Origin of the sequence: Streptomyces monomycini (assembly GCF_022271435.1) — a bacterium.
Lineage (GTDB): Bacteria > Actinomycetota > Actinomycetes > Streptomycetales > Streptomycetaceae > Streptomyces > Streptomyces monomycini.
This window is the reverse complement of sequence record NZ_JAFIQY010000002.1, coordinates 289,664-311,571: the sequence shown is the minus strand read 5'-3', so window position 1 is coordinate 311,571 and position 21,908 is coordinate 289,664. Positions and strand designations below refer to the sequence as shown.

Below are 21,908 nucleotides of genomic sequence, written 5' to 3'. Positions count from 1 at the left end.
CCGGTGACCGTAAGTCAGGGATAAGGGGAGGTCAATGCCCCATCCAGCGGTACCGCAATTCCGGACGGCCCACCTGGCCGTACTGCGGGGCGCGGGCGGCCCGGCCCGTGTCGACGAGATGTTCGAGGTAACGGCGGGCCGTGATACGGGAGATGCCGATCTGTTCGGCGGCCGCGGTGGCGCCGAGACCGCCGGGGGCGGCGCGCAGCGCGTCGGTCACCAGGCGCAGGGTCGCCGCGGTCAGCCCCTTGGGGAGCGCGGCGGGCTGCGGCGCGCGCAGGGCCGCGAGGGCCCGGTCCACCTCGTCCTGCCCGCTGGCCTCCCCGGCGGCCGCGCGGAAGGCCGCGTACCGCAGCAGCCGGTCGCGCAGCGTGGCGAACGTGAACGGCTTCAGCACGTACTGCACGACGCCGAGCGAGACACCCTCCCGGACGACGGCCAGATCACGCGCCGAGGTGACGGCGATGACGTCGGCGCCGTACCCGGCCGCCCGCAGCGACCGGACGAACGCCAGACCGTGCCCGTCCGGCAGGAACAGGTCCAGCAGGATCAGGTCGACGCGGTGCCGGTCCAGGTGCCGCCGGGCCCCGGCGACGGAACGCACCGTCCCCGACACGGCGAACCCCGGCACCCGGCCCACGTACAGGGCATGGGCGTCCGCCGCCACCGGGTCGTCCTCGACGACGAGCACCCGCAGCGGCGGCGCGCCGTCCGTGTCCGGCCCGGTCATCCGGCGATGTCCGCCCCGGCCGGGGCCCGCAGCGGCAGACGTACCGTGAACTCGGCGCCGCCGCCGGGCGCCTCATCCACCCGTACGGTCCCGCCGTGCCGCCGCACGGCCTGCCGTACCAGCGCCAGCCCCAGCCCGCGGCCCGCGCCGCCCTTCGTGCTCCATCCCCACCGGAACACGTCCTCGGCGTCCGCCGCTCCCCGTACGCCGCCGCCGTTGTCCGCCACCCGCAGCAGCAGTTCCCCGCCGTCGGCCAGCGCGGTGACCCGCACCCGGGCGCCCTCCGGCGCCGCCTCGATCGCGTTGTCCAGGAGATTGCCGAGGACGGTCACCAGGTCGCGCGCCGGCAGGGACGCGGGGAGCACGCCGTCGTCGATCCGGCTGTCGGCGGTCAGCTCCAGTTCGACGCCGTGCTCGTTGGCCTGCGCGGCCTTGCCGAGGAGGAGGGCGGCCAGGACCGGCTCGGCGACCGCGCCGACGACCTGGTCGGTCAGGGCCTGGGCCAGCTCCAGTTCGGCGGTGGCGAACTCCACGGCCTCGTCCGTACGGCCCAGCTCGACCAGGGAGACGACGGTGTGCAGCCGGTTGGCGGCCTCGTGCGCCTGCGAGCGCAGCGCCCGGGTGACCCCGCGTACGGAGTCCAGTTCGCCGGTCAGGGCCTGGAGTTCGGTGTGGTCGCGGAGGGTGACGACGGTGCCGCGCCGTTCGCCGCCGGAGACCGGCGAGGTGTTGACGACCAGCACCCGGTCGTCGGTGAGGTGGAGTTCGTCGGTGTGCGGGGCGGGGGAGAGGAGGGTCTCGGTGAGGTGCGCGGGCAGGCCGAGCCCGGTGACGGGCCGCCCGACGGGGTCGCCGCGCAGGCCGAGGAGTTCGCGCGCCCCGTCGTTCAGGAGTGCCACCCGCCGCTGCCCGTCCAGCATCAGCAGCCCCTCGCGCACCGCGTGCAGCGCCGCCTCGTGGTAGTCGTGCAGGCGGCCCAGCTCGGCGGCGTTCATGCCGTGGGTGTGTCGGCGCAGCCGCGCGTTGACGAGGTACGTACCGAGTCCGCCCAGTACGAGCGCGCCGGCCGCGACGGCGGCCAGTGTCATGACCTCCTGCCGCAGTCCGTCGCTGATCGTCTCGACGGTGATGCCGGAGCTGACCAGGGCGACGACGCGGCCGCCGTCCTCCCGGTCCCGTACCGGCGCGATCACCCGTACGGACGGGCCGAGCCGGCCCCGGTACGTCTCGGTGTGGGTCCGGCCGGCCCGGGCCTCCGCGGTGCGGCCGAGGTAGGTACGGCCGATGGCGGACGGCTCGGGGTGCGTCCACCGCTTTCCTGCCGTGTCCATGACCACAATGAAGTCGACCCCGGCGTCCCGCCGCAGCCGCTCGGTGTACGGCTGGAGCTCCGCGGTGGGGTCGGCCGAGCGCACCGCCCGCGCCACCGCCGGCGCGTCGGCGACCGCGGCGGTCACCGCCGTCGTCTGCCGCCGCGCGGTCTCCTCGGCCTGCCGCCCGGCGCTGACGTACGCGAAGACGGCGTACCCCGCGACCACCACGCCGACCAGCACCACCTGCACCGCGAACAACTGCCCGGCCAGACTGCGCGGCCACCGGACGCGCGGCCGGCGCGCGCCCGTCGCACCAGGTGCTGGGCGCGCGCTGCGCGGCGGATCCCCCCGTCGGGAACGTGGCATGGCCGACAGTCTGCCCGTTCCTTGACGCGTGAACGAAATGCACACAAGGGTGACGGGCGCCACAACGGCGTGCATAGTCACCGGGACTGTTCTGCGTACGGGCCGCGTACCGGCACGACACGGGCCGGATACGGGTTGCAGAGCCGCAGACCGGCGCAGGACCGAAGACCGAGGAGTCAGCCGTGGCCGCACAGACCCCACCGCCCGGGGGCACGACCGAGGAGACCGCGCCGCACCGCAAGCGGGACCGGACGCATTACCTCTACATCGCCGTGATCGTCGCCGTGCTCGCCGGCATCGCCGTGGGCTTCGCCGCCCCCGGCTTCGCCGTCGGGCTGAAGCCGCTGGGCACCGGCTTCGTCAACCTGATCAAGATGATGATCTCGCCGGTCATCTTCTGCACGATCGTGCTGGGCGTCGGCTCGGTCCGCAAGGCCGCCAAGGTCGGCGCGGTCGGCGGCCTGGCGCTGGGCTACTTCATGGTGATGTCCACGGTCGCGCTGGCCATCGGCCTGGTGGTCGGCAACATCCTGGAGCCGGGCTCCGGCCTGCACCTGACCGAGTCGCTGCGGCACGCGGGCCAGGCCCAGACCAAGGGCGGCGCCGAGTCGACCACGGATTTCCTGCTCGGCATCATCCCGGACACCCTGGTCTCCGCGCTGACCCACGGCGAGGTGCTCCAGACCCTCCTGGTGGCGCTGCTCGTCGGCTTCGGCCTCCAGGCGATGGGCGCCTCCGGCGAGCCCGTGCTGCGCGGCATCGGGCACCTCCAGCGGCTGGTCTTCCGCGTGCTGTCCATGATCATGTGGGCCGCGCCGGTGGGCGCGTTCGGCGCGATGGCCGCGGTGGTCGGCGCGACCGGCGTGGACGCGCTGAAGTCGCTCGCCGTCATCATGGTCGGCTTCTACGTGACCTGCCTGCTGTTCGTGATCGTCGTACTCGGTACGCTGCTGCGCCTGATCGCCGGGGTGAACATCTTCGCCCTCCTGAAGTACCTGGGCCGGGAGTTCCTGCTGATCCTGTCCACCTCCTCCTCCGAGTCCGCGCTGCCGCGGCTGATCGCGAAGATGGAGCACCTGGGCGTCAGCAAGCCGGTCGTCGGCATCACCGTGCCGACCGGTTACAGCTTCAACCTGGACGGCACGGCCATCTACCTGACGATGTCCTCGCTGTTCATCGCCGAGGCGATGGGCAGCCCGCTCTCCATCGGCCAGCAGGTCTCGCTGCTCGTCTTCATGATCATCGCGTCCAAGGGCGCGGCGGGCGTCACGGGCGCCGGACTGGCGACCCTGGCCGGCGGCCTCCAGTCGCACCGCCCGGAACTGGTCGACGGCGTCGGCCTGATCGTCGGCATCGACCGCTTCATGAGCGAGGCGCGGGCGCTGACCAACTTCGCGGGCAACGCGGTGGCCACCGTCCTCGTCGGCACCTGGACCAAGGAGATCGACAAGTCCCGGGTGGACGAGGTGCTCGGCGGCAGGCTGCCCTTCGACGAGCGGACGCTGAGCCCGGACGGGCACGGCGCGGACGACGGGACGGCGGCGGCCGCACCGGAGCAGCGCTCCGGCGGGTCGAAGGAGCCGGTGAAGGTCTGAGGACCGGGAACCGAGGCCTCGGCGGGTACGCCCGCCGGGGCCCTTCCGCGTTTCCGGCCGCCCGGCTGCGCTGCCGCCCTGCCGCCCGGGTGCCCTGGGGTCAGCCCGCCGCTGCCGCCCCGGCGGGCGCCTGGGCCCTCCGCGACTCCTCCGCCGTCCGCACCGCCTCCGCCGCCCGCTCCGCCGGTACGCCCGACGCGGCCAGCACCGTCTCCGCCGCCGCGGGGCCGGCCACGGCCGCGTCCAGATCGCCGTCGTTGACCGCCTGCATCAGCCCGAACAGCGCGTGCTCGTGGACGTGCGCGAGCGCGCGCGGGGTGAGCGGTGACCGGAACAGGCCCGCCTCCAGGCCGCGGTTCAGGATGGTCGTCGCCCGGCTGCGTACGGGTTCCAGGCGGGCCCGGATGCCCGCGTCCGTGACGCTGGACTGGGCGAGCGAGACCAGCAGCCGGTAGCGGTCGGCGCACGCCCAGGTGGCGAGGGTGGCCCGGGCCAGGGCCACGTCGGCGGGCTCGGACGGGTCGGCCGCGCCGTCGGCGAAGGCGGTCGTCACGTCCTCGACGGCGGCGTCCGTCAGGGCGGTGATCAGCGCCTCCCGGGACGGGAAGTGCCCGTAGACGGTGCGCCGCACCACCCCGGCGGCGCGGGCGATCTGGTCCATGGTCGCGTCCGGGTGCCGCAGCAGTTCGGCCAGCGCGATGTCCATGATCCGGCGGCGGTTGGCGTGGGCCCGGCTGGTGAGTGCGGTCATGGGGCTGCGGCTCCTCGGTCGGCGGACGCGTGCGGTCACGGTCCCGCTCTCCTCTCATTTTGCACATCGCTGTGCAGCGACGTAAATTGCACACGGCTGTGTAATTGCACAGCCATGTGCAAGATCGTGCGCGCGGACGCGCGCCACCACGAGCATGGGGAGAGACAGGGGTGAATCGGGTGGCTCCTACGGAGACCCGGCCGGTCCAGGACACGGACCGGCCCTATACGAAGCGCTGGTGGGCACTGGGCGTGCTGTGCCTGAGCCTGCTGATCATCGTGATGGCGAACACCTCGCTGACCGTCGCGGCTCCCGACATGACCGCCGACCTGGGCCTGAGCAGCTCCGACCTGCAGTGGGTCATCGACGCCTACACCGTCCCGTACGCCGCGCTGATGCTGATGCTCGGCGCCGTCGGCGACAAGTACAGCCGCCGCGGGGCCCTCGTCCTCGGCCTGCTGGTCTTCGCGGGCGGCTCGGTCGCGGGCGCCCTGGTGGACAGCTCCGGCGGCGTCATCGCGGCCCGAGCCGTGATGGGCGTGGGCGCGGCCATGATCATGCCGGCCACGCTGTCCCTGCTGGCCGCCACCTTCCCGCGCCGCGAACGCGCGCTCGCCATCACCATCTGGACCGCGACCGCCGGACTCGCCATCGCCGTCGGCCCGCTCGTCGCCGGCGCGCTGCTGGAGGACCACGGCTGGTCCTCGTCCTTCCTGATCAACGTGCCGGTCGCCGCGCTCGGCATCATCGGCGCGCTGCTGGTCGTCCCCGCGTCCAAGGCGGGCCACAGCGACCGCCTCGACTACGTCGGCGGCCTGCTGTCCGTGGTCTGGGTCGGCTCGCTGATCTACATGCTCATCCAGGGCCCGCACTTCGGCTGGGACGCCCGCGCCGTCGGCGCCGCGGTCGCCGCCGGTGCCGGCCTGGTCCTGTTCGTCGTCTGGGAACTGCGCCACCCGCGCCCGGTCCTGGACGTGCGCCGCTTCGCCCACCGCGGCTTCGCCGGCGCCAACCTCGCCGTCGCCCTCTTCTTCCTCGCGGTCTTCGGCGCGTTCTACTACCTCACCCAGCACCTCCAGTTCGTCCTGGGCTACTCCCCGCTGGACACCGGCATCCGGATGCTGCCGCTGGCCGGCGCGGTCTTCGTGGGCGCCGCGCTGACCGGCTTCCTGACGCCGCGGCTGGGCATGAAGGTCACGGTGACCGCCGGCATGGTGGGCGGCACGGTCGCCCTCGCTCTGCTCACCCGGGTGGACGCCGGTTCCTCGTACGGTGACTTCCTCGCCCCGCTCATCGTGCTGGGCCTGGCCATCGGCCTGTCCCTGTCGCCGTGCACGGACGCCATCATGGGCGCCTTCCCCGAGGACCAGCTCGGCGTCGGCGGCGCGGTCAACGACACCTCCATCGAACTGGGCGGCTCGCTCGGCATCGCCGTCCTGGGCTCCGTCCTGGCGAGTGCCTACTCCTCCAAGCTGTCCGACGCGGCGGCGTCCGCGGCGGCGCACGGCGGCCCGAAGCTGCCCGGCGGCGTCCTGTCCACCGCGCAGGACTCGGTGGGCGCCGGACTGGCGGTCGCCAAGGAGGTCGGCAAGCAGGTCGCCCAGGGCGCCGCGCCCAAGACGGGCCCGGAGAAGGCCCAGGCACTCGGCCTCCAGCAGGCCCAGGCGGTCGCGGACGCGGTGCGCGGGGCGTTCTCCGACGCGGTGGCGCACACCAGCCTGGTCGGCGCGGTCGTGCTCGGCGTGGGCACGGTGCTGGTCGCCGTACTGCTGCCGCGGCGCCGCCGTACGCAGCAGCCGGGCGCCGGTCCGGAGGCCGCTCCGGAGACCGCCCGCGAGCCGGTCGCGACGGGCAGCGGCGCCGCCTCCACGCGCGACTGAGCCGCGCCCGCGCGGCTCCGCACCGCACCACCGGGCCGATTGTCAGTGGCAGATGCCACGATGCGATCGGCCCGGTGGTGGTTCGGGCGTGCGGGTGGTGACGAGCGAGGGGCGAAGGCTGATGGGGACGTGGGGCATGGGGCTGTTCGAAAATGACGGGGCGGCGGACCTGCTGGACGATCTGGCCGCCATGCCGGAGGAGCGGCGGCTCGGCGCCCTGCGCGGCGTGCTGTCCACCGCCGCCGCCGAACGGGACTATCTCGAAGCCCCGGAAGGCCAGATGGCCGTGGCCGCCGCGGCCCTGACAGCCGCCGCCCGCTCCCGGAGCGCGTGCCCGGCCGCTGCCGCGTACGCCCCGGACCTGACGGTCCCCGTACCTCCGCCCCAGCTCGCCGTGCTCGCGCTGCACGCCCTGGACCGGGTGCTCGCGCCGGACTCCGAGCTGGCCGAGCTGTGGGACGAGTCGGACGGCGGCCAGGAGTGGCTGGCGCACCTGGCCCGCCTGCGCGCCGAGCTGACCGGGGACGCGGACCGGGGAGGTGAGCAGGGAGGTGACCAGGCAGATGGCAGAGGAGCTGACCGGGGATGCGGACCGGTCCCGCGTCCGTGAGCGGCGCATGATCTCTTCGCGGCGCGTCAGGGCCTCCTCGGAGAACACTCCGCGCCGGCACCTCGGGACGAAGCCCGCCCGCGCGCCTGCGACGAGGCGGCGAACCGGCTGCCGGACCAGGCGTACGAGCGGGCGGGATGTCCCGTAAGGCGTTGCGGGGCCCACCGTCGGGCCATGGGCGGCCGTGAGCCGGGGCGCGGGCCGGGGCACCGCCCCGGCCCGCGAAGAGCCCTCACACCGGCCGCAGCCAGAGCGTCGCCAGCGGCGGCAGCACCGGGGTGATCGACGCCGGCCGCCCGTGCCACGGCACGGACGCGTCGGGCTTCAGCGGGTCGGGGTTGCCCACCCCGCTGCCGCCGTACCGCACCTCGTCCGTGTTCAGGACCTCCTGCCACGCCGCCACGTCGGCCGGCACCCCGAGCGGATACGCGTGCCGCACGACCGGCGAGAAGTTGGAGACCGCCAGCAGCGGGGTGCCGTCCGTGCCGTAGCGCAGGAAGGCGAAGACATTGTCCTCGCCGGCGTCGCCGACGATCCAGGAGAAGCCCTCCGGCACGGTGTCCTGCTCCCACAGCGCGGGCGTGTCCGTGTAGTGGCGGTTCAGGTCGCGGACCAGGTCGCGTACGCCCCGGTGGTCGGGCTCGGCGGAGTACGACGGGTCCAGCAGCCACCAGTCGGGGCCGTGGCCCTCCGCCCACTCGGCCCCCTGCGCGAACTCCTGCCCCATGAACAGCAGCTGCTTGCCCGGGTGGCCCCACATGTACCCGAGGTACGCCCGCTGGGTGGCCCGCTGCTGCCACCAGTCGCCGGGCATCTTGGAGACCAGCGAGCGCTTGCCGTGCACCACCTCGTCGTGCGAGATCGGCAGGACGTAGTTCTCCGAGTACGCGTACACCATCGAGAACGTCATCTCGTTGTGGTGGTACTTGCGGTGCACCGGCTCCTTGCCGACGTAGCCCAGCGAGTCGTGCATCCAGCCCATGTTCCACTTCAGCCCGAAGCCCAGCCCGCCGAAGCCGCCGGGCCCCACGTGATGGGTGGCACGGGTGACGCCGTCCCAGGCGGTGGACTCCTCGGCGACGGTGACGACGCCGGGGCAGCGCCGGTAGACGGTGGCGTTCATCTCCTGGAGGAAGGCCACCGCGTCCAGGTTCTCCCGCCCGCCGTGCACGTTGGGCGTCCACTCGCCGCTCTCCCGGGAGTAGTCGAGGTAGAGCATCGAGGCGACGGCGTCCACCCGCAGCCCGTCGATGTGGAACTCCTCGCACCAGTACACCGCGTTGGCGACCAGGAAGTTGCGCACCTCGGCGCGGCCGTAGTCGAACTCCAGCGTGCCCCAGTCGGGGTGCGCGGCCCGCGCCGGGTCCTCGTGCTCGTACAGCGGCCGCCCGTCGAACTCCGCCAGCGCCCACGCGTCGCGCGGGAAGTGGGCCGGCACCCAGTCCATCAGCACCCCGATCCCGGCCCGGTGCAGCGCGTCGACGAGGTACTTGAAGTCGTCGGGGGTGCCCATCCGGGCGGTCGGCGCGTAGAAGCCGGTGACCTGGTAGCCCCAGGACCCGCCGAAGGGGTGCTCGGCGACCGGCATCAGCTCGACGTGCGTGAAGCCCAGGTCCTTGACGTAGGCGGGCAGCTGCTGGGCGAGCTGCCGGTACGTGAGCCCGGGGCGCCAGGACGCCAGGTGCACCTCGTAGACGGAGAACGGCGCCGCGTGCACCGGGCGCTCGGCCCGCCGCTCCAGCCACGCCGCGTCCTGCCACCGGTGGTGCGAGGTGTGCACGACGGAGGCGTTGGCGGGCGGGCACTCCGTACGGCGGGCCATCGGGTCGGCGCGCAGCGTCTTCGAGCCGTCCGGCCGGGTGATCTCGAACTTGTACAGCTCGCCCTCGCCCAGCCCCGGCAGGAACAGCTCCCAGACACCGGACGAGCCGAGCGAGCGCATCGGGAAGCCGGTGCCGTCCCAGTAGTTGAAGTTGCCGACGACGCGCACGCCCCGGGCGTTCGGCGCCCAGACGGTGAAGCGGGTACCGGTCACCTCCTGGTGCACCATGGGCATCGCGCCCATCGCCTGCCACAGCTCCTCGTGGCGGCCCTCGCCGAACAGGTGCAGGTCCAGTTCGCCGACGGCGGGCAGGAAGCGGTACGGGTCGTGCACGGTCACGTCGTTGTCCTCGTACGAGACCAGCAGCTCGTACTCGGGGACCGCGGACAGCGGCAGCACCCCGCCGAACAGCCCGTCGCCCTCGTCGTGCAGATCGGCCCGCAGGCCCTTGGCGAGGACGGTGACGGCCTTCGCGTACGGGCGCAGCACGCGGAAGAGCACCCCGCCGCGCGCCGGGTGGGCGCCGAGCAGCCCGTGCGGGTCGTGGTGCGCGCCGGCCAGCAGCCGGTCGCGGTCGTCGTCGCCGAGCGGCGGCGCGGGCCGCACACCGTGGCTGCCGCCGCTGGGCTCCGGCGCGAGGCCGGGCGGCGCGCCGTCGGCCGGCGTACCGGCGGGCCGCGTACTGCTGGGCCGCGTACTGCTGGGCTGCGTACCGGCAGGACGGGTGCGGTCGGACCGCGCACGGTCCGGGCGGGAACCGTCGGGCCGCTCCGGCAGGGGCTCGCCGTGGTCCCGCTGATGCGGCGGCCGCTCGGCGGACGCCGGGGCTTCGGTGCCGGTGCCGGTGTCGGCGGCGGTGGCGTCGGGCGCGGAGGGAGCGGAGGGCGAGGCGGCCCCGCCGGGCCCGGCAGGCTCATCACGCCCCGGCAGGAAGGTCGCCGGGACACCGGACCGGCCGGCGGACGCCTCCGGGGAGGTGCCCCGGACGGCCGTGCCACGGGCGGGCGCGGGTTCTTGCGATGGGCGGCGGGACGACGAACGGGCGGTCACGAGAGGAGCCTCCTCGGCCAGATGTCAGCGATCAGGGTTGTCTGGATTGCGGGGGTCTGGTGCGCACCGGGCGCGCGCCCGCCGGACGGGCCGGGGCCGTGCACGCCGGTGCCGGTGCTCCGTACCGCTCCGGGTGGCCCGCTCCCGCGGTTTCATGCGCGCCCATCGGAGCCGTCCAGGTCCGGGCCGGCGCCGGGGTCCGCGCCGGCCGCGTCCCGGGACGCGTGCGTCCTGGCCAGCCGCCGTACCGCGGCCATCGGTACGGGCAGCCAGTTCGGCCGGTGCCGGGCCTCGTAGAGCACTTCGTAGACGGCCTTGTCCGTCTCGTACGCCCGCATCAGCTCGGGCGCCGAGCGCGGGTCGAGCCCGCCGGCCTCCGCGTACCCGAGGCAGTAGGCGGCCCGGGTGCGCCGGGCCCACTCCAGCGACCACGGATCGCCGCCCGAAGGGCCGCTGCGGGCCGCGTAGTCGAACGAGCGCAGCATGGCCGCCACGTCGCGCACCGCGGGCTGCGGCCGCCGTCGCTCGGCCAGCGGCCGGGACGGCTCGCCCTCGAAGTCGATCAGCGACCAGCGGCCCTCGTCGGCGGTCCGCAGCGTCTGGCCCAGGTGCAGGTCGCCGTGGATGCGCTGGGCGGACCAGGCGCGGCCGTCGTGTCCGAGTGCCGCGAGGTCGTCGAAGGCGGTGCGCAGCCGCGCGCAGTACGGCCGCAGCGCGGGCACCACGCGCGCGGTGGCCACCAGCCGCTCGTTCATCTGGGCGGCGACCGCGTCGAGTTGCGGCCGGCGCAGCTCGGTGGTGGGCAGCGTCTCGGCCAGCGCGGTGTGCACCTCGGCGGTGGCGTGCCCGAGGGCCCGCGCGGAGCTGGTGAAGTCGGCCTGCACGGCGAGCGCGTTCAGGGCCAGCTGCCAGCCGTCGGCGGAGCCGCTCAGATAGGGCTGGAGCACGCCCAGCGTCACCGGCTCGCCCTCGCCCGCCTCCGGGTCGGTCTCGAACCACGCCGCGGGCGCCGGGACCCGCCCGCACTTGGCGCGGGCCAGCGCCAGTGGCAGTTCCAGGTCCGGGTTGAGGCCGGGGGCGGTGCGCCGGAACACCTTGAGGATGTACGAATCCCCGTAGACGACGGAGGAGTTGGTCTGCTCCGCGGTGACCGGCCGGGCGGGCATCCCGGAGGAGATGGTGCTGTCGGCCACCCGGCAGAACCGCAGTCCGCCGAGCCGCCCCGGCACCCGCAGCCGCTCCAGCAGGAGGGCGCACAGCCGGTTGTCCAGCAGGGCGTCGTAGACCGTGCGCCCGTGCAGCGGGCCGCCCGCGGGGCGGCCGATCACGGCGGGGGCGAGCTGCGGCGGCAGGGCGCTGTGCACGCCGAGCAGCAGCTGGTAGCAGTCCCCGCCCGCCGGGCCCCCGGCCGGCGCGGCGGCCTGGTCGGCCGGGCTCCCCGGTGGAGCCGGGTGCGGGGCCCCGGGGGGAGTCGCCGACTGCTGCGCCCGTACGAGCAGATGCAGCAGCCCCGGCGTGGCGCCACCCGCCGCGCACGGCAGCAACTCGGTCGCCGACACCAGCTGGAAGCCCGTGATCGGCCGCCCTTTGCCGGCGAACCACCGCTGCCGCGGCAGCCATTCGCTCAGCAGGGGGACGAGTGAGGACAACAGCGCGGGCGCGGTGGTCGAGAGGCGGTCATGCGAACTGCGGATGGCACGGGTCGAGGCGGTCTCCGACATGGCGTCGCGTCCTTTCCCCGGGCACACGACAGATAGGGCAGAGTGTCCCGGAATGCGGCCTTGACTGTGCGGCGGTGCGGGACGTGTCGGGTGAGGATCGTCCGTACGGCAGCGGCGTCCGTGGGGATTACCCCTGACACCGGGGTTTCGGCGCTGGCTCACCCGGCCCGTGCGGTAGTAGGGAGACTGCCCGTGGGGGCGGTCGGAAAACGCCCGTACCCGTACCGCGGGCGGATACGGGCGGCGGTTTTCCGCCGCCCTGCACGTGCGCCGGTACGGTCCCTAGGCCGCCCCCCTCCGGAGCCGGAACCAATAGAACCCGTGACCCGCCAGGGTCAGCAGATAGGGCCATTCGCCGATGGCCGGGAAACGGACGCCGCCGATCAGCTCGACCGGATGCCGCCCGTTGAATGTGCGCAGATCCAGCTCGGTGGGCTGCGCGAAACGCGAGAAATTGTGCACGCACAGCACCAGGTCGTCCTGGTATTCGCGCAGGAAGGCCAGCACCGCGGGGTTGGACGAGGGGAGTTCGGTGTAGGTGCCGAGGCCGAAGGCCGGGTTCTGCTTCCGGATCTCGATCATGCGCCGGGTCCAGTGGAGCAGCGACGACGGCGAGGACATCGACGCCTCGACGTTGGTGACCTGGTAGCCGTAGACCGGGTCCATGATGGTCGGCAGGGAGAGCCGGCCGGGGTCGCAGGAGGAGAAACCGGCGTTCCGGTCGGGCGTCCACTGCATCGGTGTGCGGACCGCGTCCCGGTCGCCGAGCCAGATGTTGTCGCCCATGCCGATCTCGTCGCCGTAATACAGGATCGGCGAGCCCGGCAGGGACAGCAGCAGGGCGGTGAACAGCTCGATCTGGTTGCGGTCGTTGTCGAGCAGCGGGGCCAGTCGGCGGCGGATGCCGATATTGGCCCGCATGCGCGGGTCCTTGGCATATTCCGCGTACATATAGTCACGCTCTTCGTCCGTGACCATTTCGAGCGTCAGCTCGTCGTGGTTGCGCAGGAAGATGCCCCACTGGCAGTTGGCCGGAATCTCCGGGGTCTTGGCCAGGATTTCCGAGACCGGGTAGCGCGATTCCCGGCGGACCGCCATGAAGATGCGCGGCATGACCGGGAAATGGAACGCCATGTGGCATTCGTCCCCGCCCTTGGAGTAGTCGCCGAAATAGTCGACCACGTCCTCCGGCCACTGGTTGGCCTCGGCCAGCAGCACGGTGTCGGGGTAATGCGCGTCGATCTCCGTCCGTACGTGCTTGAGGAAGGTGTGCGAGGCGGGCAGGTTCTCGCAGTTGGTGCCCTCCTCGGCGTACAGGTACGGGACCGCGTCCAGCCGGAACCCGTCGATGCCCAGGTCGAGCCAGAAGCGCAGGGCGGACAGCATCTCCTCCTGCACGGCCGGGTTCTCGTAGTTCAGGTCCGGCTGGTGGGAGAAGAAGCGGTGCCAGAAGTACTGCTTGCGCACCGGGTCGAAGGTCCAGTTGGACGCCTCGGTGTCGACGAAGATGATGCGCGCGTCCTGGTACTGCTTGTCGTCGTCGGCCCAGACGTAGTAATCGCCGTACGGGCCGTCCGGGTCGCTGCGGGACTCCTGGAACCACGGGTGCTGGTCGCTGGTGTGGTTCATGACGAAGTCGATGATCACCCGCATCCCGCGCTGGTGCGCGGCGTCCACGAACTCCACGAAGTCGGCCAGGTCGCCGAATTCCGGGAGCACGGCCGTGTAGTCCGAGACGTCGTAACCGCCGTCCCGCAGCGGGGACTTGAAGAACGGCGGGAGCCACAGGCAGTCCACGCCCAGCCACTGGAGATAGTCCAGCTTGGCCGTGATGCCCTTGAGGTCGCCGACACCGTCACCGTTGCTGTCCTGGAAGGAACGCACCAGGACCTCGTAGAAGACGGCCCGTTTGAACCAGTCGGGATCGCGGTCCTTGGCCGGCGTGTCCTCGAACGTGTCGGGGACGGGCTCGTTGACGATCAATTGGGTGACCCTCCGATCGGTGAGGACGGTCGCAGCGAGAACACGTGCGCGGGCGCCGGTGAGCGGCCCGGGTCGAGGCGCACATAGTTGTCCCTGCCCCAGTGGTAGGTCTCGCCGGTGAGCTCGTCGCGCACCGGGACGGAATCGTGCCAATCGAGGCCGAGTTCCGGCATGTCCAACGACACCGTCGCCTCGTGGGTGTGGTGCGGGTCGAGGTTGACGACGGTGAGCACGGTGTCGGCCCCGGCGCCGTTCCCGGCCCGTTTGGAATAGGCGAGCACGGCGTCGTCGTCGACGTGATGGAAATGGAGGTCACGCAGCTGTTGGAAGGCCGGGTGGCGGCGTCGCAGGCGGTTCAGAGTGGTGATGAGAGGTGCGATCGTACGTCCCTCGCGCGCCGCTGTCTCCCAGTCCCGGGGCCTGAGTTGGTACTTCTCCGAATCCAGGTACTCCTCGCTGCCACTTCGTACCGGTGTCGACTCGCACAGCTCGAATCCGGCGTAGACACCCCACGTCGGGGAGAGGGTGGCGGCCAGTACCGCACGCACCTCGAACGCGGGCCGGCCGCCGTGTTGCAGATAGGCGTGGAGGATGTCCGGCGTATTGACGAAGAAATTCGGCCGCATGTACGAGGACGATTCCCGCGACAGTTCGGTGAGGTACTCGGTGAGCTCGCGCTTGTCGTTGCGCCAGGTGAAATAGGTGTACGACTGCTGGAACCCGATCTGCGCCAGGGTGCGCATCATGGCCGGCCGGGTGAACGCCTCGGCCAGGAAGACGACGTCCGGATCCGTACGGTTGACGTCCGCGATGACCTTCTCCCAGAAGAGCACCGGCTTGGTGTGCGGATTGTCGACCCGGAAGATGCGCACCCCGCGCTCCATCCAGAAGCGCAGCAGCCGCTCCGTCTCCCGCACCAGGCCGTTCAGGTCCGCGTCGAACGCCAGCGGGTAGATGTCCTGGTACTTCTTCGGCGGGTTCTCGGCGTAGGCGACGGAGCCGTCCGCCCGGTGGTGGAACCACTCGGGGTGCTCGGTGACCCAGGGGTGGTCCGGCGAGCACTGGAGGGCGAAGTCCAGCGCCACCTCCATGCGCAGATCGCGCGCCGTGCGGACGAAGTGCGCGAAGTCCTCGAAGGTGCCGAGGTCCGGGTGCAGGGCGTCGTGCCCGCCCTCGGGCGAGCCGATGGCCCACGGTGAACCCACGTCGTGCGGGGCGGCGGAGAGCGCGTTGTTGGGGCCCTTGCGGTAGGAGGTGCCGATGGGGTGCACGGGCGGCAGGTAGACCACGTCGAACCCCATGGCCGCGACCGCCGGCAGCCGTTCGGCGGCCGTCCGGAACGTGCCGCTCACCGGTGCCGCGCCCTTGCGTACCACCGCGCCCTCCGAGCGCGGGAACAGCTCGTACCACGAACCGAACAGGGCCCGGCGGCGCTCGACCAGCAGCGGCACCGTCCGCGAGGCGGTGACCAGTTCGCGCAGCGGGTGGCGGGCGAGCGCGGCGGTGACCTCGGGGACGAGCGCGGCGGCGAGCCGGGTGGCGGCGGGCAACTGCGGGTCGCGCAGGGCGTCCGCCGCGGCCAGCACCGCTTCCCGGCCGTCTCTCTTGGGCACCCCCTCGGCGGCGCGTTCGTGCAGCGCGGCGCCCTCGGCGAGCACCAGTTCGGTGTCGATACCGGCCGGGATCTTGATGCCGGCGTGGTGGCGCCAGGTGGCGACCGGGTCGGACCAGCCCTCGACGCCGTACGTCCACCGGCCCTCCACGTCCGGGGTGACCTCGGCGCCCCAGCGGTCCGTGCCGGGCGCCAGTTCGCGCATCGGCGTCCAGGGGCCGGGGCGGCCCAGGGGATCGCGCAGCACGACGTTGGCGGCGACCGCGTCATGGCCCTCGCGGAAGACGGTGGCCGAGATCGTGAAGGTCTCGCCGACCACCGCTTTCGCCGGGCGACGGCCGCAGTCGATCAGCGGGTGGAGGTCCAGCACGGGGATGCGGCCGATCATGGGGTCACCTGGAGTTTGGGAGGTACTACCGGATTCTGTCCTTTCTATCGTTTTTGTGACGGATGGACGGGCTGCGGGCATGGGCTCTCCTGTCCGCTTTCACTCGGTTGGCGGATGGGGGGCGGTGCGGGAAGCCGTGCGGCGCGCCGGGGCGCAAGAGCGGTACCGCACAAGCCTTCCCGTGGCGCGCGGGCGGGCAATCCGGCCGTCCGCGCACTACCGGCACGTAACCGCGGAACGGAATATGACCGGGGCTCCGGACGCGTGCGCGTGGTGGCGCGCACGCCCCCGGGCGCACGGCTGCCGCCCCACCCGTAGGTGCTACAGCGCCTTACGGGGTCCTACAGCGCCTTACGGGGTCCTACGGGGTCTTACGGGGCTGTGCCGTGCTGTACTCACCAGCCGGGCCCGCTCCGCAGTGTCTCCCGGGTTCCACGCCGTCATGATGTCCACACCCGGTGCGAACAGGCCGAGTTGCGTGCCCCGGCTGGAGAAGGCCGCCCACCGGTCGAGGGTGCCACCCGCCCCGGCCGTGACCGCCGTACACACCCGGCCCGGCGGCGCCCTACGGCAGCCTTCCGCGCGGCGCGGCCTCGAACAAGAGTGCACGAGGATGCGGAACCGGCCATATCGGCAGCGGGAGACGGCAAGGGGCGGCAAGGGGCGTCAAGAGACGGCCAGGGGCGCCCGGGAAGCGGGGAAGAGGCGGGCCGGATCCCGCCGCCCGGGTGCGGCGCGCCGCACCCGGGCGTGGCCGGAAGACGCCCTTCAGGTGACCGCTCGGCCGAACGGGTGACGGCCCAAGAGGCGTGCCGATCATGGCAGTTGGCGTCCGGATCCGACCGGATTCCGGGCTACCGGGCGAATCGGGCGGCAGTGCGCCGCTACCGTCGTACCGTGAAGGCCATTCGTCGGTTCACCGTGCGCCCCGTCCTCCCGGAGCCCCTGCGACCCCTCAGCGACCTGGCGCGCAATCTGCGCTGGTCCTGGCACCCCGAGACCCGCGAACTGTTCCACGCCATAGCCCCCGCCGGCCGGCGCCGGGCGGGACTGGACCCCGTACGGCTGCTGAGCACCGTCTCCGCCGAGCGGCTCGCGGAGCTGGCCGGGGACCGCAGATTCCTGCGCCGGCTCGGCGCGGCCGCCGACGACCTGCAGGACTACCTCTCCGGACAGCGCTGGTACCAGAGCGCCCAGCTGGGCGGCCGGGACGGCCGGCTGCCCGAGGCCGTCGCCTACTTCTCGCCGGAGTTCGGCATCACCGCCGCGCTGCCGCAGTACTCGGGCGGCCTCGGCATCCTCGCCGGCGACCACCTCAAGGCGGCCAGCGACCTCGGCGTGCCGCTCATCGGGGTGGGCCTGCTCTACCGGCACGGCTACTTCCGCCAGTCGCTCTCCCGCGAGGGCTGGCAGCAGGAGCACTATCCGGTGCTCGACCCCAACGAACTGCCGCTGGACCTGCTGCGGGAGGCCGACGGGACGCCCGCCCAGGTCGCCCTCGCGCTGCCCGGCGGGCGGCAGCTGCGGTCGGTCGTCTGGGTGGCGCGGGTCGGGCGGGTGCCGCTGCTGCTCCTGGACTCCGACGTGGAGGAGAACGGGCCGGGCGAGCGGGACGTGACCGACCGGCTGTACGGCGGGGGCAGCGAGCACCGCCTGTTGCAGGAGATGCTGCTGGGAATCGGCGGGGTGCGGGCCGTACGGACGTACTGCCGGCTCACCGGCCACGCCGCGCCCGAGGTGTTCCACACGAACGAGGGACACGCGGGCTTCCTCGGCCTGGAACGCATCCGCGAGCTGGCGGACGCCGGCCGTGAGGGCGGCCCCGGTGAGGCGGGCGGGCCGGTCGGGCTGGATTTCGACGGTGCCCTGGAGACCGTACGCGCCGGTACGGTCTTCACCACCCACACGCCCGTCCCCGCGGGCATCGACCGCTTCGACCGCGAACTGGTCGCCCGGCACTTCGGCGAGGCGGCGGAACTGCCCGGCATCGACGTCGAACGCATCCTCGCGCTCGGCCTGGAGACCTACCCCGGCGGCGAGCCGAACTGCTTCAACATGGCGGTGATGGGCCTGCGGCTCGCCCAGCGCGCCAACGGCGTCTCCACCCTGCACGGCCGCGTCAGCCGGGAGATGTTCGCCGGGCTGTGGCCGGGCTTCGACCCGGAGGACGTACCGATCACGTCGGTCACCAACGGGGTGCACGCGCCCACCTGGGTGGCGCCCGAGGTCTTCCGGCTGGGCGCCCGCCAGATCGGCGCCGGCCGGACCGAGGACGCGCTGTCCGTCGGCGACTCCCGGCGCTGGTCGGCGGTGGCCGACATCCCGGACGCGGACGTCTGGGACCTGCGGCGGGTGCTGCGCGAACAGCTCGTCGAGGAGGTGCGGCGGCGGCTGCACGTCTCCTGGCGGCAGCGCGGCGCCGGAGCCGCCGAACTGGGCTGGATCGACGGCGTGCTGGACCCGGACGTACTCACCATCGGGTTCGCCCGCCGGGTGCCCTCCTACAAGCGGCTCACCCTGATGCTGCGCGACCGCGACCGCCTGATGGACCTGCTGCTGCACCACGAGCGGCCGATCCAGATCGTGGTGGCGGGCAAGGCCCACCCGGCCGACGACGGCGGCAAGCGCCTCGTACAGGAACTGGTCCGCTTCGCCGACGACCCGCGCGTACGGCAGCGGCTGGTCTTCCTGCCCGACTACGGCATGGCCATGGCGCAGAAGCTCTACCCCGGCTGCGACGTCTGGCTCAACAACCCGCTGCGCCCGCTGGAGGCGTGCGGCACCTCCGGCATGAAGGCGGCGCTCAACGGCTGTCTGAACCTCTCCGTCCTGGACGGCTGGTGGGACGAGTGGTACGAGCCGGACTTCGGCTGGTCCATCCCGACGGCCGACGGCCATGCCACCGACGAGAACCGGCGCGACGAGCTGGAGGCCAACGCCCTGTACGAGCTGCTGGAGCAGCGGGTCGCGCCGCGCTTCTACGACCGCGACGAGGCCGGCGTCCCGCAGCGCTGGGTCGAGATGGTCCGGCAGACCCTGGTCAACCTGGGGCCGAAGGTGCTGGCGGGCCGCATGGTGCGCGAGTACGTGGAGCGGCTGTACGCGCCCGCCGCCCGCTCCCAGCGCTCCCTGACCCCGCAGGCCGCGACCGAACTGGCCGCCTGGAAGACCCGGGTACGGGCCGCGTGGCCGCAGGTCGCGGTGGACCACGTGGAGACCGGGGCCCTGGTGATGGACCGCGCGGAGCCCGCCGGAGTACCGGGCGCCCCGCCCAACGGCAGCGCCGAACTGGGCGCCACCCTGGCGCTGCGGGTCCGCGTCGCCCTCGGCGACCTCGCCCCGGACGACGTGGAGGTCCAGGTCGTCTCGGGCCGGGTGGACGAGTCCGACCGGATCACGGACGCCACGACCGTGCCGCTCAAACCGACCGGCGGCCCCGACCTGGAGGGCCGCTGGCTCTACGAAGGCCCGCTCGCCCTCGACCGCACCGGCTCCTTCGGCTACACGGTCCGCGTCCTGCCCGCCCACCGGCTGCTGGTCACCGCCGCCGAGATGGGGCTGCTGGCGGTGCCGTCGGAGGCGACGGGGGAGGAGGCAGGGGTGCTGATGCGCTGAGGGGCGGCGTCGCCCGTACGCGGCCGGGGCTTCGCACGGACGCCGTGCGATGCCCCGGCCGCTCCGGTCGGCGGCCCCGTCAGCGGGACAGCAGGTAGTGCACCTGGCGGGGCCGGACCTCCAGGTCGCTCAGCCCCTCGGGCGTCGCGCCCAGCTCGCGGGCGACCTCGGCCGCCGCGCGGAAGGTCTCCTCGGACGCGAAGGTGCCGGTGGTGACGACGGCTTCGCCGTCCGGCGTGACCCAGACCCCGACGGACAGGAAGCCCGGCTGCGACCGCGCCGCTTCGGCGACCTGGTGGCACTGGCCGACGAACTCCTCGACGTGCTCGGGGGCCGGGTAGTGGAAGGCGACGAAACCGAATGCCATGGCGGTGTCCCTTCTCGGGTGTACGTCTTCGTACGGGCCGAAGCTAGACCGGCCGCACGCCCCCGTACAGCCGGCCGCCGTGCGCGACGCGCGGATTCAGCCCGCGCGGACCGCCGGCTGGTCCGCCGCCGCGCGCGGTGCCCGGAACGTACGCCGGTACGCCTGCGGCGAGACGCCGATCGCGGCGTGCAGGTGCTGGCGCAGGGACGCGCCGCCGGCGAAGCCGACCTGGCCGGCGACCAGGTCCACCGGCAGGTCGCTGGTCTCCAGCAGCTGGCGGGCGCGCAGCAGGCGCTGCTGGATGAGCCACCGGCCGGGGCTCAGGCCGGTCTCGTCGCGGAAGCGGCGGTTGAAGGTGCGCAGGCTCATCCCGGCGTGCCGGGCCAGCCGGGTCAGCGTCAGCGGTTCGTCCAGGTGCTCCAGGGCCCACTGCTGGGTGGCCGCGGTCCCGGTCGCGGTCGGCGCGGGCACCGGCTGCTCGACGTACTGGGCCTGGCCGCCGTCGCGGAACGGCGGCATGACGCAGGCGCGGGCCGCGTGGTTGGCGACCGCGCCGCCGTGGTCGGCGCGCACGATGTGCAGGCAGACGTCGATGCCGGACGCGGCGCCGGACGAGGTGAGGACGTCTCCGTCGTCGACGAAGAGCACATCGGGAGTGAGCCTGACCTGCGGATACAGGCGGCGGAAGTGATCACTGAGCTGCCAGTGGGTGGTGGCCGGGCGGCCGTCCAGCAGCCCGGCGGCGGCCAGCACGTACGCGCCGGTGCAGATGGACACCAGGCGCGTGCCGGGCCGGATCGCCGCCAGCGCGGCCCGTACCGGCTCGGACAGCCCGGTGGGGACGTGGTCCGGGGCGATGGACGGGATCACCACGGTGTCGGCGGTGCGCAGGATCTCGGGGCCGTGCTCCACCGTGATCGAGAAGTCGGCGCCGCTGCGCACCGGGCCGCCGTCGGCCGAACAGGTCAGGACCTCGTACCGGCCGTCGGCGGCGTGGAACACCCGGGCCGGGATGCCGAGTTCGAAGGGGTAGACGCCGTCCAGGGCCAGGACCACCACACGATGAGGCTGCATGGCACGATCCTATCGAATGATGGCCATCGTGCCATTGTCGCGTCTGCCGGGCCCGGTGATGCTGGACGGCATGAGCGAACACACCATGCGTGCCATCAGCCAGGACGTCACCGGCGGCCCCGAGGTCCTGAAGGAGGTCGAACGTCCGCGCCCGGAGCCGGGCGTCGGCCAGATCCTGATCGCGGTCCGGGCCGCCGGGGTCAACCCCACCGACTGGAAGCACCGCGCGGACGGCCTCTTCGTCAGGACGCTGCCCCGCGTCCTGGGCTGGGACGTGTCCGGCGTCGTCGTGGCGGTCGGTATGGGGGTCACCCTGCACCAGCCGGGCGACGAGGTCTTCGGCATGGTCCCGTACCCGTACGGCGTCGGCACCCACGCCGAGTACGTCACCGGCCCCGCGCGGGCCTTCGTGCCCAAGCCCGCCGCCCTCGACCACGGCCAGGCGGGCGCCCTGCCGCTGGCCGCCCTCACCGCGTACCAGGCGCTGGTGGACACCGCGGACGTACGGCCCGGGCAGCGGGTCCTGATCCACGCGGCGGCGGGTGGCGTCGGCCACCTCGCCGTACAGATCGCCAAGGCCAAGGGCGCCCACGTGATCGGTACGGCCAGCGCCCCCAAGCACGACTTCCTGCGCTCCCTCGGCGCCGACGAGGTGATCGACTACCGGGACACCGACTTCGCCGAGGCCGCCGGCCCGGTCGACGTCGTCCTGGACACCATCGGCGGCGACACTCTCACCCGCTCCCTGGACGTGGTGCGCGAGGGCGGCACCGTCGTCTCGATCCTCGCCCGCAGCGCCCCGGAGGACGCCGCGAAGGCCGCGGCGCGCGGCGTCCGCCTCGCGCTGCTGATCGTCGAGGCCGACCAGGCGGGCATGCGCGAGATCGCCGCCCTCGCCGAGTCCGGCGCGCTGCGGGCGCACATCGCCGCGACGTTCCCGCTGGAGCAGGCCGCGAAGGCACACGAGATGGGCGAGAGCGGCCGCACCCAGGGGAAGATCGTCCTTGAGGTGAAGTGACGGAGCGGCCCGC

General features: G+C 73.2%; 14 protein-coding genes. 5 read left to right on the top strand and 9 right to left on the bottom strand.

Annotation, left to right across the window (positions count from 1 at the left end; genetic code table 11):
- Positions 1–31 precede the first annotated feature (31 nt).
- Both JXZ78_RS03970 and JXZ78_RS03965 read right to left on the bottom strand, forming a co-directional pair.
- Positions 32–730 carry a response regulator gene (locus JXZ78_RS03970; protein ID WP_030018222.1) on the bottom strand — a complete coding sequence of 233 codons (699 nt, stop codon included), beginning with the start codon at positions 728–730 and terminating at the stop codon, positions 32–34.
- Positions 727–2,409 carry a sensor histidine kinase gene (locus JXZ78_RS03965; protein WP_078623995.1) on the bottom strand — a complete coding sequence of 561 codons (1,683 nt, stop codon included), beginning with the start codon at positions 2,407–2,409 and terminating at the stop codon, positions 727–729. The genes JXZ78_RS03970 and JXZ78_RS03965 overlap by 4 nt, the downstream gene beginning before the upstream one ends.
- A gap of 182 nt (positions 2,410–2,591) precedes the next feature.
- Between JXZ78_RS03965 and JXZ78_RS03960 the strand changes: the two genes are divergently transcribed.
- Complete coding sequence (locus JXZ78_RS03960) at positions 2,592–4,004, top strand: cation:dicarboxylate symporter family transporter (RefSeq protein ID WP_030018224.1); 1,413 nt, start codon at positions 2,592–2,594, stop codon at positions 4,002–4,004.
- Positions 4,005–4,104: 100 nt separating this feature from the next.
- On the opposite strand, the gene JXZ78_RS03955 is transcribed toward JXZ78_RS03960, so the two are convergent.
- A complete protein-coding gene (locus JXZ78_RS03955; RefSeq protein WP_030018225.1) occupies positions 4,105–4,755 on the bottom strand; it encodes a TetR/AcrR family transcriptional regulator in 651 nt (216 codons plus the stop codon).
- Positions 4,756–4,934: 179 nt separating this feature from the next.
- On the opposite strand from JXZ78_RS03955, the gene JXZ78_RS03950 reads away from it, so the two are divergent.
- Both JXZ78_RS03950 and JXZ78_RS03945 read left to right on the top strand, forming a co-directional pair.
- Positions 4,935–6,635, top strand: a complete 1,701-nt coding sequence (locus tag JXZ78_RS03950; protein WP_033037164.1) for an MFS transporter — start codon at positions 4,935–4,937, stop codon at positions 6,633–6,635.
- A 136-nt stretch (positions 6,636–6,771) separates the two neighbouring features.
- On the top strand, positions 6,772–7,245 hold the full coding sequence (locus JXZ78_RS03945) for a DUF4259 domain-containing protein (protein WP_050502103.1): 474 nt from the start codon (positions 6,772–6,774) through the stop codon (positions 7,243–7,245).
- 232 nt (positions 7,246–7,477) lie between these two features.
- On the opposite strand, the gene glgB is transcribed toward JXZ78_RS03945, so the two are convergent.
- The 4 genes from glgB to JXZ78_RS03925 form a co-directional block, all read right to left on the bottom strand.
- A complete protein-coding gene (gene glgB / locus JXZ78_RS03940) occupies positions 7,478–10,117 on the bottom strand; it encodes a 1,4-alpha-glucan branching enzyme (RefSeq protein ID WP_372498392.1) in 2,640 nt (879 codons plus the stop codon).
- A gap of 152 nt (positions 10,118–10,269) precedes the next feature.
- On the bottom strand, positions 10,270–11,838 hold the full coding sequence (locus JXZ78_RS03935) for a maltokinase N-terminal cap-like domain-containing protein (protein ID WP_030018229.1): 1,569 nt from the start codon (positions 11,836–11,838) through the stop codon (positions 10,270–10,272).
- Between the two features lie 282 nt (positions 11,839–12,120).
- The gene (treS, locus tag JXZ78_RS03930) at positions 12,121–13,821 is read right to left on the bottom strand and encodes a maltose alpha-D-glucosyltransferase (protein WP_030018230.1); all 1,701 of its coding nucleotides are present in this window, start codon (positions 13,819–13,821) and stop codon (positions 12,121–12,123) included.
- Positions 13,818–15,821, bottom strand: a complete 2,004-nt coding sequence (locus JXZ78_RS03925; protein WP_030018231.1) for an alpha-1,4-glucan--maltose-1-phosphate maltosyltransferase — start codon at positions 15,819–15,821, stop codon at positions 13,818–13,820. The genes treS and JXZ78_RS03925 overlap by 4 nt, the downstream gene beginning before the upstream one ends.
- A gap of 897 nt (positions 15,822–16,718) precedes the next feature.
- Here JXZ78_RS03925 and glgP point away from each other — a divergent pair.
- Positions 16,719–19,436, top strand: coding sequence for an alpha-glucan family phosphorylase (glgP, locus tag JXZ78_RS03920; protein ID WP_030018232.1), 2,718 nt, complete (start codon positions 16,719–16,721; stop codon positions 19,434–19,436).
- 79 nt (positions 19,437–19,515) lie between these two features.
- Here glgP and JXZ78_RS03915 read toward each other — a convergent pair whose 3' ends face one another.
- A complete protein-coding gene (locus tag JXZ78_RS03915) occupies positions 19,516–19,803 on the bottom strand; it encodes an antibiotic biosynthesis monooxygenase family protein (protein WP_030018233.1) in 288 nt (95 codons plus the stop codon).
- Positions 19,804–19,899: 96 nt separating this feature from the next.
- On the bottom strand, positions 19,900–20,877 hold the full coding sequence (locus JXZ78_RS03910) for a GlxA family transcriptional regulator (protein WP_050502104.1): 978 nt from the start codon (positions 20,875–20,877) through the stop codon (positions 19,900–19,902).
- An 85-nt stretch (positions 20,878–20,962) separates the two neighbouring features.
- Here JXZ78_RS03910 and JXZ78_RS03905 point away from each other — a divergent pair, with 85 nt between their 5' ends.
- Complete coding sequence (locus tag JXZ78_RS03905) at positions 20,963–21,895, top strand: NADP-dependent oxidoreductase (RefSeq protein WP_030018235.1); 933 nt, start codon at positions 20,963–20,965, stop codon at positions 21,893–21,895.
- Positions 21,896–21,908: the final 13 nt, after the last annotated feature.